Genomic DNA, 15,037 nt, shown 5'->3' on the forward strand with positions numbered 1-15,037 from the left:
AAGCCAAAGTTGATCGACTTGGCAGCAAGGCGCGCCTAAGCGCCCCGCCCCATGGCGACACTGGTTCCCCTGTCCGCGATCGACCCGGCGCTGATCGAAGACCTGCTCGACGCTGCGTTTGGCGAGGGCCGCCACGCGCGCACCGCCTATCGCATTCGCGAAGGGGTCGAGTGGCTCGACGGTCTGAGCTTCGCCGTGCTGGATCACGAGGACTATCTTGCCGGCACGATCCAGCTGTGGCCGGTCGCGCTGACGGACCCGCAGGGCCGCCCGCATCCGATGATCATGGTCGGTCCTGTCGCGGTTATGCCGGGGCGGCAGGGCGAAGGCTTCGGCAAAGCCCTGATGGCGGCGAGCCTCGGTGCGATCGACGCGGGCTTTGATGACGGCGCAGCCCCGCTCCCGCAGGTGATGATCGGCGATCCCGATTATTACGAGCGCTGGGGTTTCGTGGCGGATCACACCGGCGGCTGGCACTGCCCCGGCCCGTTCGAGAAGCACCGTTTGCTGGCGCGGACGGGCAATCCGGCGATCCTCCCGCCCGAGGGGATGCTTGGACCTTGGGTAGAATAGTTCTTGCGTGCGTGAAGCGCATCCGCGCTTCCCTTTCGGCTGTGCCGTCCCACGCTCCCACCCGGCCACCCACGGCACTATACTGTTTGGGTGGCCGGGTGGGGGCGTGGGACGGCACAGCAAGGTCGGGACGAATGTCCTGACCGCACGCAACCAAAACCTGCATTGAGTCCTACCGCGCGTTCTGCCACCACATTTCCAATGCCCTACACCCCGCCTCCCGAACTCGCCGGAATGTCGCTCGCCGAAATCGCGCAGGCGGTGGCCGATCGCAAGCTGCCGCCGGTCGAACAATGGTCGCCGGACAATGTCGATGACAGTCACATGCGCATTGCGGCGGACGGGACCTGGTATCACGATGGCTCGCCCATCCGGCGGCCCGGCATGGTCCGCGCCTTTTCCGGCCTCCTGAACCGCGAGGGCGACGGCAGCTACTGGCTGGTCGTGCCCTACCAGAAGCTGTCGATCGAGGTGGAGGACGCCTGCTTCATCGCCACCGATGTCTCGCGCAAGGATGGCGACCTCGTCTTCCGCACCAATACCGACGATGTCGTAGTTGCCGGTACCGACAACCCGATCCGCGCCGCGGGCGACCCGGAAAAGCCTGCGCTCTACGTTCACGTCCGGCGCGGCTGCGAAGCGCGGCTCAACCGCTCGACCTATGAGCAGCTGGCGCAGATCGCGCTCGACGAAGGCGGCGACTTCACCGTGACGAGCGGGGGCGAAACCTTCTCTCTCCTGCCTGAATGAGCGCCATCTTCGATCGCCTGAAACAACTGTTCGAGCAGGGGCATGAACAGGATGTAGGCCCGCTGATGTCGGATGCGCGCTTCGCCGATCTCGACCGCACCGCCGATGCTGCCGTGCTGATCGCGGTGACCGAGCGGGAGAACCCGACCGTCCTCCTGACCCAGCGCCCGCGCACCATGCGCGACCATCCAGGGCAGGTCGCCTTCCCCGGCGGCAAGCTGGACGAGGGCGAAGACGCGGTCGAGGCGGCCCTGCGCGAAGCGTGGGAAGAACTCGCCATCCCGCGCGAGCACGTGAGGCTGATCGGCACGACCGATCGCTACCAGACCGGCACCGGCTTCGACATCACCCCGGTGCTGGCGACGGTGCCGCACGATTTGCCCATCCGCCCCGATCCGCGCGAGGTCGAAAGCTGGTTCGAATGCCCGCTCGACAAGCTGATGGATGCATCGCAATGGGACCGCAACGAAGTGTTCTGGAAAGGTGCGATGCGCGAATATCTCGAGATGGATCACGAGGGCTATCGCATCTGGGGCGTGACCGCGGCGATCTGCTGGAACCTGTCGCGGCGCATCGCGTGGCTCGACGCCCCCTGATCCGTTCGCCCTGAGCTTGTCGAAGGGCCGCACTTCTTTTACCCGCGGGTTCAGAAGAAAAGGACCGCCCTTCGACAAGCTCAGGGCAAACGGAGTTTGTTTTGGCAAGGTTACCTGAGACAAATTGGACGATGCGCGATGACCTCGCACAACTGGTGGAGGCGCTGGGTGCCGACAGCATGCGCTGGGTCGGCGGCTGCGTGCGCGACACACTGCTCGACATCGAACCGCACGATATCGACTGCGCCACAACGCATCGCCCCGGCACGATAATCGACAAATGCCGCGCGGCGGGCATCCGCACCGTCCCGACCGGTATCGACCATGGCACGATCACCGCAATCCTCGACGGCGGACCTGTCGAGGTGACTACATTGCGTCGCGATGTTTCTACCGATGGCCGCCGCGCGACTGTGGCCTTCGCCGACGACTGGCGCGAAGACGCTGCGCGGCGCGATTTCACCATCAATGCGCTCTACGCCCATCCCGAGACGCTGGAGTTGGACGATTATTTCGGCGGTCTGGCCGATCTAGCGGCGCGGCGCGTGCGCTTCATCGGCGATGCGCGCGAGCGGATCCGCGAGGACCATTTGCGGATCCTGCGCTATTTCCGCTTCCAGGCCCGCTTCGGCGATGCGCTGGACGAGGAAGCCGTCGCCGCATGTGAGGATTTGGCGGCAACGCTCAAAGGCCTCAGCCGCGAGCGGGTGGCGATGGAATTGCTGGCCATCCTGTCCCTCCCCGATCCGGTCGCGACGGTGCAGTTGATGGAGAAGCTGGGCGTGCTCGGCGTCGTGTTGCCGGAAGCCCGCCGCAACGAAATCGTCTGTCTGATTGCGCTCGTCGCGAGCGAGGCCGCGCAAGGCCACGCGCCCGAGGGCATCAGAAGGCTCGCGGCGTTGATTCCGCCGATCCCGACCATCGCAGAGGCGGTCGCGGCGCGGCTCCGGCTGTCGAAAGCCCAGCGCGCCCGGCTGGTCTGTGCAGCCGAACGCAAACCCGCCGATGTCGATGCGCCGAGGGCACTGGCCTATCGCGAAGGCGCGGACTGCGCGATCGATCGCCTGCTTCTGTCTGGAGCAAGTACCGAGGCGTTGGCGGGCTGGGAGATACCCGAATTACCGCTCAAGGGCGGCGAAATCGTCGCACGAGGTGTCGGCGCAGGACCGGAAGTCGCTCGCATCCTGAGAGCCGTGGAAACCCGCTGGATTGGCGAGGAATTTCCCGATCGCGACCGCGTGGAAGAATTGCTTTCCGAAGAACTGGTACGGCGCGAAGACCCTTCAGCCTAGCTTAAGCTGCACCGCAGCATAAAGAGCCTGCATTTGCCACTTTTGGCCGAATGTGCCATAGGGCAGCCGTGTCCCGGAGGGGCTCGGCGGGTTGTGCGACTGCGAAAGGTTGCTCGCCCTTTTCCATTTCAAGCGGCTTCGATGCGCGTTGGCGCGTGGCGGAACCGCAAGTTTCGAAAACCAAGTCTTGGAGTTGATCATATGAAATTCGCGAAGCTGGCCGTTGCCGCCGTCGCTCTTGCCGCCACCCCTGCCCTCGCCAACGAGCAGGTCGTCGCCGGTGCCACCGTGTATGGCCCACAGGGCGGCGAAGTCGGCACCATCGTGGCCGTCGAGAACGGCCAGGCCGTGCTCGACACCGGCAAACACAAGGTTCCGCTCGCCGTGAACATGTATGGCGAAGGCGAAACCGGCCCGACGATCACGGTCACCAAGGCCCAGATCGACGGCATGGTCGACGCGCAGCTGGCCGAAGCCGCTGCCAAGCGCGACGCCGCGCTGACCGTCGGCGCCGAAGCGATGGCTGCGGATCACGCGCCGCTCGGCACAGTCGTCGAAGTCGATGGCGACAATGTCGTGATCGCCCGCGGTGGTGACGAAGCCAACAAGGTCACGCTGCTGCGCTCGCACTTCGATGCGACCGACCACGGCCTGATGGCCCGCCTGACGAATGCGCAGATCGATGCCGCCATGTCGCAGGCCGCTGCGCCTGCCGAGGGCGACACCACCGGCGAATAACGCCGGACACCAACCCTTTCGGGATCGAAAACAGAACCGGAAGCGCAGGGGGGCGCTTCCGGTTTTTGTTTATGTAGCGCGCGGAAAGCGCATCTGCGCTTCCGTGGGCGGCAGGCGCACTCAAAGAAACTCTAGAAACGATTATCCCGCGGGAAGCCTTGCGGGGGCAATCGGCCCGCACCGCCGCGTGCGACCTTCCATTGCCACATCTCGGTTTCGGTGCGGGTGCGGTCGCCCTTGCCGCCCATCGTCCAGCTGAGGCCGTCCTCCAGCTTGAAGGTCGTCGCATCGGACAATCCGCCATCGCGGTAGTTCTGCAGCTTGACGCCCTGTCCCTTGGCGAGATCGGGCAGTTCCTCGAGGTTGAACACCACCAGCTTGCGGTTGTCGCCGACCACCGCGACGTGATCGTGCCCTTCCAGAATCGACCGCGCGACGGCGAGCTTCGCATCGCCCTTGAGGTTGACGACCTGCCGCCCTTTTCGAGTTTCGGCCAAAATATCATCGGTGGTCGCAGCGAAGCCCTTGCCGGTGGTCGCCGCCAGCAGCAGCCGCTGTCCGGGCCGGTGCACGATCACCGACACGATCTGCGCCGCGGCATCGATGTCGAGCGTGTTGCGAACCGGTTCGCCGAAACCGCGCGCGCCGGGCAGCTTGTCTGCGCCGAGCGTGAAGAAGCGGCCGTCGTCGCCCGCCAGCAACAGCTTGTCGGTGGTCTGCGCGTGCAGCACGAAAGCCGGCCCGTCGCCTTCCTTGAACTTGAAGTCCTGCTCCAGATCGACATGGCCCTTTGCCGCGCGGATCCAGCCTTTCTGCGACAGAATCACCGTTACCGGCTCCTTCTCGATCATCGCATCCATGCTGAATTCGACCGCTGGCGCGGCTTCGGCGATGGTCGTGCGGCGACGGCCGAGATCGGTGTCCTCGGCATATTCCTTGCGCAGCGCATTGAGGTCGCGCTTCAATCGCGTGCGCTGGCGGGCAGGTGAACCGAGCAGCTTTTCCAGTTCCTCCTGCTCTTTCAGCAGGTCGTCGCGTTCTTCGCGCAGCTGCATCTCTTCCAGCTTGCGCAAACTCCGCAGGCGCATGTTGAGGATCGCTTCGGCCTGCCGGTCGGTAAGCTTGAACTCCTCCATCATCACGGCCTTGGGCTCGTCCTCGGTGCGGATGATCTCGATCACGCGATCGAGGTTGAGGAAGGCGATGATATAGCCTTCGACCAGCTCCAGCCGCCGGGCAATCTGGTCGAGCCGGTGGCGGCTGCGGCGCTGGAGGATGTCGATCTGGCTGGCGATCCAGTTGTCCAGCAGCTCTTTCAGCCCCATCACCATCGGCGTGCGTGTGCGGTCGAGCACATTGAGATTGAGGCCGAAGCGCGTTTCCAGATCGGTCAGCTTGTAGAGGCTTTCCTTGAGCAGTTCCGGATCGACATTTCGGCTGCGCGGCACGAGCACGAGGCGGATGTTCTCATCGCTCTCGTCGCGCACGTCTTCCAGGATCGGCAGCTTCTTGTCGGCGATCAGCTGAGCAATCTGCTCGATCAGCTTGCCCTTCTGCACCTGGTAGGGGATCTCGCTGACGACCAGCTGCCATTGCCCGCCGCCCAGCCGCTCTATACCTGCCTCGCGATCCTCGGCCTTGTCCGTCTCCGCTGCATGGAAGCGACCGCGCACGCGGAAGGACCCGCGTCCGGTCTCGTAGGCATGGCTGATCGTCTCGGCGCTCTCCGGCACCACGCCGCCGGTGGGGAAGTCCGGACCCTTGAACAACTCCATGAGCCGCGCGTGTTCGACGTGCGGATTGTCGATCACTTCCAGCGTTGCATCGACAATCTCGGCGACATTGTGGCTCGGGATGTTGGTCGCCATGCCGACCGCGATTCCGCTGGCGCCATTGGCGAGCAAATTGGGGAAGAGGCCCGGCATGATCTCCGGCTCTTCTTCCTCGTTATTGTATGTCGGAATGAAGTCGACCGTGCCCGCGTCGAGGCCTTCCATCAGGCGCATCGCCGTCCTGGTCAGGCGCGCTTCGGTGTAGCGGTAGGCGGCGGCGTTATCGCCGTCGATATTGCCAAAGTTTCCCTGCCCTTCCACGAGCGGGTAACGCAGGGCGAAATCCTGCGCGAGGCGGACCATCGCATCGTAGGCGGCGGTGTCGCCATGCGGATGGTATTTGCCGATGACTTCGCCGACCACGCGGGCCGACTTCTTGAACCCGCTCGCCGGGTCGAGTTTCAGCTGACGCATGGTCCACAGCAGGCGCCGATGAACCGGCTTCAACCCGTCGCGCAGGTCGGGCAGCGACCGCGCGGTAATCGTGCTCAGCGCATAGACGAGATAGCGCTCGGACAGCGCGGAATCGAAGGGTGCATCGACGATGGCATCGAAGGGATCGGCGCCGGAATCGTCCAGTTCGGAAGTGGCCATGACACCCGCCCTACCAGAGCCACGCTTCGCCTGTCAGCACGGAACGGTGCGTCATCCCCACACGTTAGGAAGGCATACACATATTACGGAGATACCTTATGACGAAACGCATCATGATCCTCGCCACCGACGGTTTCGAACAGTCCGAACTGATGAAGCCGAAGGCCAACCTCGAAGACGCCGGTTTCGAGACCACAGTCGTGAGTCTGGAAAAGGGCGAGATCAAGGGCTGGGACCAGAAAGACTGGGGCGAAAGCGTCAGCGTAGACAAGACGGTTGATGAAGTGTCCGACTGTTCGAGCTATGACGCCCTTCTTCTGCCGGGCGGCCAAATTAATCCCGACATCCTCCGCATGAACGAGCGCGCTGTGGCGATCGTCCGCGAGTTCGACATGGCGGGCAAGCCGATTGCAGCAATTTGCCACGCACCGTGGTTGCTTGCGGAAGCAGATATTCTGAAGGGCAAGACCGTCACGTCGTGGCCCTCGATCCGCACCGACCTGAAGAATGCCGGTGCAAATGTAGTCGACCAGGAAGCAGCCATCGATGGCAATCTGATTACCAGCCGCAATCCGGACGATATTCCGGCATTCAGCAAGGCCCTCATCGAGATGCTCGGCGAAACCGCCGAAAAGCGCGAGATGGAAACCGCCTGACCCCGCCCTAAATCAGAACGAAGATTGGGAGCCCTTCCGCAGCAATGCGGTGGGGCTTCCTGCTATCCAATCCCTTGACTTTCACACGATTGAGATGTTGTAACATCAAAGTCTGTGTTTAGATTGTGTTCAGATTGTGGCATAAATAAGGCATGCTGGATGGGTACTGAGAAGAGCGAAATGCATGGGAAACTATTGGCTGGAAGCGCGCTGGTCGCGGTGTTGGCGGGCTGTAGCGAAAACTCGGAGCAACACACCGTCAGCGAGCGGGTGACGACGGTCGACGTCGAAGCCGCTGCGGAGGCTCCGCAAGCCGATTTCGGTTTTATGGAACCGATGCCACAGAATGCGCCGCCGCCGGCTGCCGCGCACCCGCCTCCTCCCCCGCCCGCCATGAACCGCGCCGGTCGGGCTGACACAGGCGAGTCCATCGTCAATGCCGGCGGCTCGATTGCCGTCGGCATGCCGCAGGTCGCGTACACCTTTGCCTATGGATTCCGCGTACCGGCCGATACGATCCGCCCGCTGCAGGAACGCCACGCCGATATGTGTGAGGCCAAGGGGCCGCAGACCTGTCGCATCGTCTCGATGAACCAGGGCGAGCAGGAAGGCGACTATGCCTATGGCAGCTTGACCATCGCCGTGCGCAGCAGCGAGGCGCGCACCTTCGGCAAGGCGCTGACGGCCGCGACCGGCCGGATGGACGGCGAGCTGGTGTCCTCTTCCATCGAAGGCGAGGATCTGTCCAAGTCCATCGTCGATACCGAAGCGCGGCTCCAGGCCCGCACGGTATTGCGCGACCGGCTGATGGACGTGCTCCGCAACCGCCGCGGGACAGTGTCAGAACTCGTCGCCGCAGAGCGCGGCGTGGCGCAGGTCAACGAAGAGATCGATCAGGCGCGAAGCTGGCTGACGGAGATGCGCGCCCGTGTTGCCTTCAGCACAATGACCGTTGAATATCAGGCGGGCGCACCGGTCGAAGGCGGATTTGCCGAACCGATCCGTAGCGCGTGGGGATCGCTGGCATCGCTGCTCGGCAATATGATCGCGGTGCTGATGATCCTGCTGACAGTCGTGCTGCCGCTCGGCCTGCTCGTCTGGCTGGCTGTCCGCCTGTGGAAGCGGGCTGGCCTCTCGACCGGCATCGGTGACGATGGCTGGCGGCCCGCGCGCGATGGCGAACCCCAGCCAGCGAGCGACTGAGGGGCCGGCCCCATGGCCCCGCTCGTGCATTGAGCGGGGCATGGGGAACAGAATTCTGCAACAAATCGCGCTGCTTATCGCAGCACTTTCCGCTGCCATCGCGGTACCAGCCATAGCCCAATCCGGGCGCCAGGTGGCGCAGGATTCCTCGCCCTATGTCTATGAAGTGGAGACGCTGCAGAACGGCAGCGGGGCGGCGAGCCCGCTCGAACTCGATACGCCCATGGGGCTGATGGAAAGCTTCATGGCCGCCGGCGAGCGGGGCGATTGGGGGCGGGCCTCGGCTGCGCTCGACCTCGCCAATGTCGATCGGACGGCAAACGCGGATTCGCCGCAGGACCTGTCGGCCAAGCTTTACGACCTGCTTCACCGGACGGTCGCGATCGACTGGGCCTCGCTTCCCGACCGCCCCGATGCCGTCGACACGACCACGACGAGCAAGGATCCGATGGCCGGCGCGCCCCGCCGCTCGATCGTGATCGGCTATCTCGAAGTCGATAACCGGACCGTCCCGATCAGAATCGCACGCGTACAGGCGCCCGGAAGCGAGCCCCTTTGGGTGTTCAGCCGACAGAGCGTCGCCAATGTCCCGCCGCTTTATTCCATATACGGGCCGAGCAAGTTCGAAGAGGCGCTGCCCGCGCCACTGCGCAAGCAGGCCTTCTGGACGCTCGCCTGGTGGGAAGTGATCGCCCTACCTCTGATCCTGCTGGTCGCTGCCTTTGCCGCCGCCCTTACCTATTTCGCGATCAATCGCTGGCGACACCGACTGGACGAGGACACCAAGCTCTACGGCATTCTCCAGGCGGTGCACCTGCCGGCGACCCTGCTCGCATTTGCCGGCACCTTTGCGCTCGTCCGGACGACGTTCTTCCGCCTGTCCGGGCCGGTCAAGGACCTGCTCGATCCGCTGCAGCTGGTGCTCATCCTCGCCGCGATCATCGGGACTGCGCTCGCGGTCATCGATTATCTGTTCGACTTTGCTACGTCGCGCCGGACGGACAAGCTCGAAGCGGCAGAAAACAACGCGGATCGCAACTTCTATACGAAGATGAGCGCGATCAGGCGGATCGTCACTGCCCTACTACTGCTAGCCGGGATCGGCTTCCTGCTCGTCGCCAGCAATATCTCGAACACGCTCGGCTTCTCGATCATCGCCTCGGCGGGCGTGATCGGCCTCGTGCTGGTATTCGCCGCCCGCAAGGTGCTGGGCGATATCATGTCCAGCGTGCAAATCGCCTTCGCGCAGACGGCGCGGATCGGCGATGCGATCTATTATTGCGGACAGTGGTGCTATGTCGAGAAGATCGGCTTCACCCATTTGCGCCTGCGGACCTGGGACGAGCGGCGGGTGATCGCACCGCTCGGCGATTTCACCAGCGACAGTTTCGAGAACTGGACCAAACAGGACCCGAGCCTGATGATGCATGTGGAGCTGGAACTGGACAATCGCGCCGATGTCGACGCGCTGCGCGAACCGTTCCGCGAGTTCGTCCGGAGCGATGAAGATGTGATCGATCCGGACGATGCGGTGTGCGAAGTAATTTCGCAAAATGCGCGGGCGATGACCGTACGCTTCATGGTGCGGGCCGAGGATCCGAAGACAGGCTGGAGCATGCATCGCCGCCTGCGCGAACACATGCTCGCCGCCGCTTCCCGCCTCGATGCCGCCGCCGGTCATGAGCCCGCTCCTGCCTTCCTCCCGCGCGAGCGTGAAGTGCGAATGGACGCGGAAGGCTAAAACCGCCGCATGTCGTGGCTTTCGGCGGGGATCGACACCGCCAGCCCATCGAGCGCTTCGGTCAGGTCGATCTGGCAGGAGAGGCGGCTGGTCCGCGCGACGCCTGCTGCGAGGTCGAGCATATCTTCCTCCTCCTCGCTGGCCTCGTCGAGCCGGTCGAACCATTCGGGCGCGACGATCACGTGGCAGGTGGAGCAGGCCATCTGGCCTTCGCATGTCCCCTCCAGCGGCAGACCGGCGGCCTGGGCCACGCGCAGCAGATTGTCGCCCGGCTCGCATTCGGCGGTGACGATCTCGCCTTTGGAGCTCGTGAACTCGACCTTCACAGCGCGCCCTGCGCTTTCGCCGCCGCGTTGATTTTCTCCGCCGCCTGCTCGATCTCGTCCATGGTCGTGTAGCGCCCGAAACCGAGCCGGATGGAAGCCTTGGCGAGCTTTTTCGGCAGGCCGATCGCTTCGAGCACATGGCTCGTGCGGCCCGATCCGCTCGCGCAGGCGGAGCCGGCGGAGAACATTACATCGCGCACGTCGCTCATCAGGCGGTTGACGTCGAGCCCGCCGCCGTTCGGCCCGCGCGGGCGGATGTTGAGATTGCCGTGCCAGCGCGCCTCCGCGCTGCCGTTCAGCTCCCAATTCTCGAACAGCTCGCTGGCGCGTTTCCAGAGCTTCTGCACGTGCTCTGCATCCTGCTCCATCCGATCCTTCGCCTCCTGTGCGGCCGCACCCATGCCCGCGATCAATGCAGGCGAGAGCGTGCCCGAGCGCAGGCCGAATTCCTGCCCGCCACCGGTCTGGACCTCGTCCAGCGACAGCCCTTCGCGCACCCACAGCGCTCCAATCCCCTTAGGTCCGTGGAACTTGTGCGCGCTGATGGCGATCATGTCCGCACCGGTCAGCTCGATCCGGCCATAGGCCTGAACCGCGTCGCAGAAATAGAGCGCATTGTTCTCCTTCGCCTTGCGATGCCATTCGATGGTCGGCTGGATCGTGCCGATCTCGTTGTTGACCTGCATCAGGCAGACCAGCCGCGTGTCGCTGGGCAAATCCTGCTTGGTATTGCACTGCCCGTTTTTCGCGACGTTCAGCACATGGCACTTGCCTGCATCCTGCGCTGTATCGAGCACGGCCGCATGTTCGATGGCGGAGACCGATACGGCCCCGCCTTTCCCGCTACCCCGGATGGCGAGATTGATCGCTTCGGTCGCGCCGCCGGTGAAGATTATCCTGCCGCCCGCCGGGAACAGCGCCGCGACCTGCTCGCGCGCCAATTCGATGGCAGCCTTGGCCTGTCGGCCCATGCGGTGCGGGCTGTGTGGGTTGCCGAAGCCGGTGCCGCCCGGCCCGTCGAGCCATCGCAGCATCGCATCGCGCGCCTCGGGCGCGAGCGGGGTGGTGGCCTGGTAGTCGAGATAGATCATCGAATTGGGACCCTTGGGATTATCCGGTGGCCTCGCAAGGGATTTTTCTCACGCAAAGGCGCAAAGGCGCGAAGAAAGAATTGCGGCTAAGCCGCCGTAGAGCATCGCACTAAGGCACAAAGATGTTTCGCGAAGTGCGACACCTTAGTGCCTTGGTGCGAGAATTTCCGAATGCCTGCGGCGCTGACCCTTTGCGCCTTCGCGGCTTTGCGGGAGAGAAATCAAGCACCGCGAGCCATCTCGAGCCACACCTCGCAGAAGCGTTCCACCTCGGCACGGGTGGTGTTCCAGCCAAGCGACACACGGATCGTGTTCGCGGCAACCTCCGGTTCGACCTGCATCGCCTCCAGCACGCGGCTGGTTTTCATCGTGCCGCTGGAGCAGGCGCTGCCTTGCGAAACCGCAATGCCCGCCATGTCGAAGCGCATGACCTGCGCGGTGGCGCTCATGTTCGGCATGGCGATGGCGCGGATGTAGGGCGTGGGGTCGGAAAGTGGGAGCAAGCCCTCGAGCGAATTGATCGGCTCCAGAACGAAGGGATCGAGGTAACGGCCGCTCGCTGCCTCCAGCGCCGCCGCCATCCCGAGCACGTCGGGCAAATTCTCTGTGCCCCGTCGATAGCCGCGCTCATGTCCTCCACTGGGCTCGAGCAGCGCGAAATCGCGGACCAGCAGCGCGCCAACGCCGATCGGACCGCCGAATTTATGCGACGAGACAATAGCCATGTCGCACGGCGGCAACGCTAACTTGCCAGCACTCTGCGCACAATCCGCCAGTAGCAAACCGCCCGAATCCTTCACCACATCCGCAATCGCTTGCAGATCCTGCCGGTTGCCGGTTTCCGAATTGACGTGCTGGACGGCGACGAGCGGTCGTTCGCGCTGCACTGCTTCTGCAAGTATGTCGAGGTCGAGAGCGCCGTCCGATCGCACTGGCAAACGTTCTGCCGTTGGCATCGCCTGGAAGATGCAATCATGTTCGACGGCGGAAATCAGCCGTGCACCGGCTTTTGCACTATGCAAAGCCAGCGCAGCCGCCTCGCTTGCCCCGCTGGTGAAGATCACCTCGCCGTCCCATCCCAGCGCCGTATTGATCCGCTCGCGCGCGTCTTCCAGCAGGCTGCGCGCCTTACGCCCCTCGGCATGCGGCGAGCTGGGATTGGCCCATAGCCGGAAGCCATCTTCCATAGCCGCTTTCGCTTCGGGGCGCAGCGGCGTGGTGGCGGCGTGATCGAGGTAGATGCGTTCGGGAATGATACGGGCTCGAAATTATTGCGAAATCGCGGGGAAACCCTATATAGCCCGCGACCTCGCATGCGCCACCCATGGCCAGCGCGACCCATCAGATTCGACAGGTACTCCATCCATGCCGACCGTCATTTTCCCCGGCCCCGAAGGCCGTCTCGAAGGCCGTTTCTCTCCCGCCCCGCGCCCGCGTGCGCCAGTGGCGATGATCCTGCACCCGCATCCGCAGGGCGGCGGCACGATGAACGAGCAGATGACGCAGCGGCTCTACAAGACCTTCGTCAACCGCGGCTTCGCCACGCTGCGCTTCAATTTCCGCGGCGTCGGCCGCAGCCAGGGCAGCTTCGACAACGGTGTCGGCGAATTGTCCGACGCCGCCAGCGCGCTCGACTGGGTGCAGCAGGTCCATCCCGAAGCGCAAGTGACCTGGGTCGCCGGCGTCAGTTTCGGGGCGCTGATCGGGATGCAGCTGCTGATGCGCCGCCCGGAAATCCGCGGCTGGATCAGCATCGGCGCTCCGGCGAGCATGTATGACTTCTCCTTCCTCGCCCCCTGCCCCGCCAGCGGCATCTTCATCCACGGCGCGCAGGACACGGTGGTGCAGCCCAATTCGGTCACCAAGCTGGTCGAGAAGCTGCGCACGCAGAAGCACATCACCGTGCATCACGAGGAAATTCCGCGCGCCAACCACTTCTTCGAGAACGAACAGGCGGAGCTGATGAAGTCAGTCGACAATTATCTCGATTTTCGCCTGGATCCGGCCTGCCCAATCAAGTGACGGAGTTGCTTGGCGAGCGAGAGCGCGCCTAGAATTTCGGAATTCGCGCAGGCGGAGAATTCGCTTAGGTGCTCCACAGATCGAACTCTGCCGTTCGGACGCTCCATCCCAGTCGCGTGTTACAAAATCTCATAAAACTTGACGTCGATTGGTAATGTTGTAACATTGCTAATACGAGGAGTCGCAGACTAAGTCTCCCGCATTGGAAGAGGAGCACATCCATGTCCTACATCCCCCAATCGAACCGCGCCTCGGTCGGCAGTATTGCTGCAGTAGTGGCTATCCACGCCGGAGTCGGCGCGCTGCTGGTTTTCGGACTGACGGTCAATGGCGCGATGCCAGATATCATCACCCGGCTTCCCGCGAAGGATATCCCTGACGTCCCCCCGCCGCCTCCACCTCCTCCGCCGCCGGAAAATACGGCGGACCCGAAGGAAAGCACCGTACCGCCGGTCTTCACCCCGGTGCCCAAGCTCGATCTCAAGCCGACGCCGCCGATTATCGACACGACGGACTTAATCCCGCCGCCCATCCCCAGCCCGCAACCGGGACGCGGCGAGATCGTGCTGCCGAAACCCTCACCGCCTGCTCCCACGCCCAGCTTCGAGCCGGTTCCCGCCCGCCCAAAGAACGATCCCGGGCGCTGGCTGTCGAATAACGACTATCGCTCGAGCTGGGCGCGCCGCGAATTGACGGGAGTGGCCAGATTCCGGCTCGAGATCGCTGCCAACGGCCGGGTGTCGAACTGCACCGTTACCGGCTCGACCGGACATAGCGAACTGGACGCGGCGACCTGCAGCCTCGTTAGCAAGCGCGCCCGCTTCGAGCCTGCGCGTGGCGGCAATGGCGAGCCGGTTGCCGGCAGCTATACCGGTTCGGTCCTCTGGCAGCTGCCCGAATAAGGCTCCCTAGCGAGCGCCCTGCTCGAGCTTTTCGAGCGGGGCCTCACCCCCGGCATCGGGCAGCGTCCAGATTGCCACGTTCATCAGGGCCACGAAAGCCAGCAACACCATCAGCAGCGCGTTCTTCACATTGGCGGTCCGCCGCCACAGGAAAAAGGCGCCGATCAACAGCAGGATCGCGGCAAGGACGGTAAGCGAAAGGACGGCGTCGAGCATCGCTTTTCCATAGCGCGACACGCGCGGCTCGCAAGCTTGCGACGAGCTTCCACCGCGGAACGGGGTCGCACCCCGCCCGTTGCCATTGGGAAGGAGACGACCATGAGCATTTTCGGCAAGATCAAGGACGCCATTTTCGGCAAGGATGCGAAGGCGCAGGAAGCGCAGAAAACTGCCCCCTCCGGCGCGCCGAAGGCCAATCCCGGCAATGCCTGGGCCAATGCACCGGTCGTCGAGAAGAAAGCCACCCCGGTGGTCGATGTCGAGAACCATCTCGATTCCATGCCCGGCGCAGACCGGCTGAACTGGCGCACCTCCATCGTCGATCTGATGAAGCTGCTGAACATCGATTCCGATTACGAGAGCCGCAAGGCGCTGGCGCAGGAACTGGGCCGCGAGGATTATTCGGGCAGCGCCGAAGACAACATGTGGCTGCACAAGCGCGTGATGAACGAACTTGCGGCCAATGGCGGCAAGGTCCCGACAAACCTGCGCGACTGATTTC

Annotated in this window: 16 protein-coding genes; 11 read left to right on the forward strand and 5 right to left on the reverse strand. The window is 63.8% G+C overall.

Going from position 1 to position 15,037, the window contains the following annotated elements; translation table 11 throughout:
- Window positions 1–51: 51 nt before the first annotated feature.
- The 5 genes from ACSH0F_RS10875 (at window position 52) to ACSH0F_RS10895 (ending at window position 3,949) form a co-directional block, all read left to right on the forward strand.
- Window positions 52–573 (forward strand): GNAT family N-acetyltransferase, encoded by a 522-nt coding sequence (locus tag ACSH0F_RS10875; protein ID WP_435202674.1) that lies wholly within the window; start codon window positions 52–54, stop codon window positions 571–573.
- Between the two features lie 201 nt (window positions 574–774).
- Window positions 775–1,323, forward strand: a complete 549-nt coding sequence (locus ACSH0F_RS10880; protein ID WP_435202676.1) for a DUF1285 domain-containing protein — start codon at window positions 775–777, stop codon at window positions 1,321–1,323.
- A complete protein-coding gene (locus tag ACSH0F_RS10885; RefSeq protein ID WP_435202678.1) occupies window positions 1,320–1,919 on the forward strand; it encodes a CoA pyrophosphatase in 600 nt (199 codons plus the stop codon). Before ACSH0F_RS10880 ends, ACSH0F_RS10885 begins: the two co-directional genes overlap by 4 nt.
- Before the next feature lie 131 nt (window positions 1,920–2,050).
- A complete protein-coding gene (locus ACSH0F_RS10890) occupies window positions 2,051–3,211 on the forward strand; it encodes a CCA tRNA nucleotidyltransferase (RefSeq protein ID WP_435202680.1) in 1,161 nt (386 codons plus the stop codon).
- Window positions 3,212–3,412: 201 nt separating this feature from the next.
- On the forward strand, window positions 3,413–3,949 hold the full coding sequence (locus ACSH0F_RS10895) for a hypothetical protein (RefSeq protein ID WP_435202682.1): 537 nt from the start codon (window positions 3,413–3,415) through the stop codon (window positions 3,947–3,949).
- Window positions 3,950–4,080: 131 nt separating this feature from the next.
- Here the strand turns inward: ACSH0F_RS10895 and parC are convergent, their stop codons facing one another.
- Complete coding sequence (parC, locus tag ACSH0F_RS10900; RefSeq protein ID WP_435202684.1) at window positions 4,081–6,375, reverse strand: DNA topoisomerase IV subunit A; 2,295 nt, start codon at window positions 6,373–6,375, stop codon at window positions 4,081–4,083.
- Between the two features lie 98 nt (window positions 6,376–6,473).
- Here parC and ACSH0F_RS10905 point away from each other — a divergent pair, with 98 nt between their 5' ends.
- The 3 genes from ACSH0F_RS10905 (at window position 6,474) to ACSH0F_RS10915 (ending at window position 9,975) form a co-directional block, all read left to right on the forward strand.
- Window positions 6,474–7,031 (forward strand): type 1 glutamine amidotransferase domain-containing protein, encoded by a 558-nt coding sequence (locus ACSH0F_RS10905; protein ID WP_435202686.1) that lies wholly within the window; start codon window positions 6,474–6,476, stop codon window positions 7,029–7,031.
- Between the two features lie 159 nt (window positions 7,032–7,190).
- Entirely contained in the window at window positions 7,191–8,234 is a 1,044-nt protein-coding gene (locus tag ACSH0F_RS10910) for a DUF4349 domain-containing protein (RefSeq protein WP_435202688.1), read from the forward strand.
- Window positions 8,235–8,274: 40 nt separating this feature from the next.
- The gene (locus ACSH0F_RS10915; protein WP_435202690.1) at window positions 8,275–9,975 is read left to right on the forward strand and encodes a mechanosensitive ion channel family protein; all 1,701 of its coding nucleotides are present in this window, start codon (window positions 8,275–8,277) and stop codon (window positions 9,973–9,975) included.
- On the opposite strand, the gene ACSH0F_RS10920 is transcribed toward ACSH0F_RS10915, so the two are convergent.
- The 3 genes from ACSH0F_RS10920 to ACSH0F_RS10930 all read right to left on the reverse strand — a co-directional run bounded on the left by ACSH0F_RS10920 (window position 9,972) and on the right by ACSH0F_RS10930 (window position 12,633).
- On the reverse strand, window positions 9,972–10,301 hold the full coding sequence (locus tag ACSH0F_RS10920) for a 2Fe-2S iron-sulfur cluster-binding protein (RefSeq protein ID WP_435202692.1): 330 nt from the start codon (window positions 10,299–10,301) through the stop codon (window positions 9,972–9,974). The two genes, ACSH0F_RS10915 and ACSH0F_RS10920, sit on opposite strands and share 4 nt — an antisense overlap.
- Window positions 10,298–11,392 (reverse strand): cysteine desulfurase family protein, encoded by a 1,095-nt coding sequence (locus tag ACSH0F_RS10925; RefSeq protein ID WP_435202693.1) that lies wholly within the window; start codon window positions 11,390–11,392, stop codon window positions 10,298–10,300. The genes ACSH0F_RS10920 and ACSH0F_RS10925 overlap by 4 nt, the downstream gene beginning before the upstream one ends.
- Window positions 11,393–11,613: 221 nt before the next feature.
- On the reverse strand, window positions 11,614–12,633 hold the full coding sequence (locus ACSH0F_RS10930; protein ID WP_435203167.1) for a cysteine desulfurase family protein: 1,020 nt from the start codon (window positions 12,631–12,633) through the stop codon (window positions 11,614–11,616).
- A gap of 124 nt (window positions 12,634–12,757) precedes the next feature.
- On the opposite strand from ACSH0F_RS10930, the gene ACSH0F_RS10935 reads away from it, so the two are divergent.
- The gene (locus ACSH0F_RS10935; RefSeq protein ID WP_278327323.1) at window positions 12,758–13,414 is read left to right on the forward strand and encodes an alpha/beta hydrolase; all 657 of its coding nucleotides are present in this window, start codon (window positions 12,758–12,760) and stop codon (window positions 13,412–13,414) included.
- Window positions 13,415–13,635: 221 nt separating this feature from the next.
- Window positions 13,636–14,316, forward strand: a complete 681-nt coding sequence (locus tag ACSH0F_RS10940) for an energy transducer TonB (RefSeq protein WP_435202696.1) — start codon at window positions 13,636–13,638, stop codon at window positions 14,314–14,316.
- A 6-nt stretch (window positions 14,317–14,322) separates the two neighbouring features.
- Here the strand turns inward: ACSH0F_RS10940 and ACSH0F_RS10945 are convergent, their stop codons facing one another.
- Complete coding sequence (locus ACSH0F_RS10945) at window positions 14,323–14,532, reverse strand: hypothetical protein (protein ID WP_435202698.1); 210 nt, start codon at window positions 14,530–14,532, stop codon at window positions 14,323–14,325.
- Between the two features lie 102 nt (window positions 14,533–14,634).
- Here ACSH0F_RS10945 and ACSH0F_RS10950 point away from each other — a divergent pair, with 102 nt between their 5' ends.
- Window positions 14,635–15,033, forward strand: a complete 399-nt coding sequence (locus tag ACSH0F_RS10950) for a DUF3597 domain-containing protein (RefSeq protein WP_435202700.1) — start codon at window positions 14,635–14,637, stop codon at window positions 15,031–15,033.
- Window positions 15,034–15,037: the final 4 nt, after the last annotated feature.

This window comes from Qipengyuania sp. 902 (assembly GCF_051195295.1).
In the GTDB taxonomy this organism is placed as follows: domain Bacteria; phylum Pseudomonadota; class Alphaproteobacteria; order Sphingomonadales; family Sphingomonadaceae; genus Qipengyuania.

What these genes read in the sequence shown, in the direction of transcription:
- ACSH0F_RS10875 (WP_435202674.1), top strand. Translation starts at nt 52, where the DNA reads ATGGCGACACTGGTTCCCCTGTCCGCGATCGACCCGGCGCTGATCGAA.
- ACSH0F_RS10880 (WP_435202676.1), top strand. Translation starts at nt 775, where the DNA reads ATGCCCTACACCCCGCCTCCCGAACTCGCCGGAATGTCGCTCGCCGAA.
- ACSH0F_RS10885 (WP_435202678.1), top strand. Translation starts at nt 1,320, where the DNA reads ATGAGCGCCATCTTCGATCGCCTGAAACAACTGTTCGAGCAGGGGCAT.
- ACSH0F_RS10890 (WP_435202680.1), top strand. Translation starts at nt 2,051, where the DNA reads ATGCGCGATGACCTCGCACAACTGGTGGAGGCGCTGGGTGCCGACAGC.
- ACSH0F_RS10895 (WP_435202682.1), top strand. Translation starts at nt 3,413, where the DNA reads ATGAAATTCGCGAAGCTGGCCGTTGCCGCCGTCGCTCTTGCCGCCACC.
- parC (WP_435202684.1), bottom strand. Translation starts at nt 6,375, where the DNA reads ATGGCCACTTCCGAACTGGACGATTCCGGCGCCGATCCCTTCGATGCC.
- ACSH0F_RS10905 (WP_435202686.1), top strand. Translation starts at nt 6,474, where the DNA reads ATGACGAAACGCATCATGATCCTCGCCACCGACGGTTTCGAACAGTCC.
- ACSH0F_RS10910 (WP_435202688.1), top strand. Translation starts at nt 7,191, where the DNA reads ATGGGTACTGAGAAGAGCGAAATGCATGGGAAACTATTGGCTGGAAGC.
- ACSH0F_RS10915 (WP_435202690.1), top strand. Translation starts at nt 8,275, where the DNA reads ATGGGGAACAGAATTCTGCAACAAATCGCGCTGCTTATCGCAGCACTT.
- ACSH0F_RS10925 (WP_435202693.1), bottom strand. Translation starts at nt 11,392, where the DNA reads ATGATCTATCTCGACTACCAGGCCACCACCCCGCTCGCGCCCGAGGCG.
- ACSH0F_RS10935 (WP_278327323.1), top strand. Translation starts at nt 12,758, where the DNA reads ATGCCGACCGTCATTTTCCCCGGCCCCGAAGGCCGTCTCGAAGGCCGT.
- ACSH0F_RS10940 (WP_435202696.1), top strand. Translation starts at nt 13,636, where the DNA reads ATGTCCTACATCCCCCAATCGAACCGCGCCTCGGTCGGCAGTATTGCT.
- ACSH0F_RS10945 (WP_435202698.1), bottom strand. Translation starts at nt 14,532, where the DNA reads ATGCTCGACGCCGTCCTTTCGCTTACCGTCCTTGCCGCGATCCTGCTG.
- ACSH0F_RS10950 (WP_435202700.1), top strand. Translation starts at nt 14,635, where the DNA reads ATGAGCATTTTCGGCAAGATCAAGGACGCCATTTTCGGCAAGGATGCG.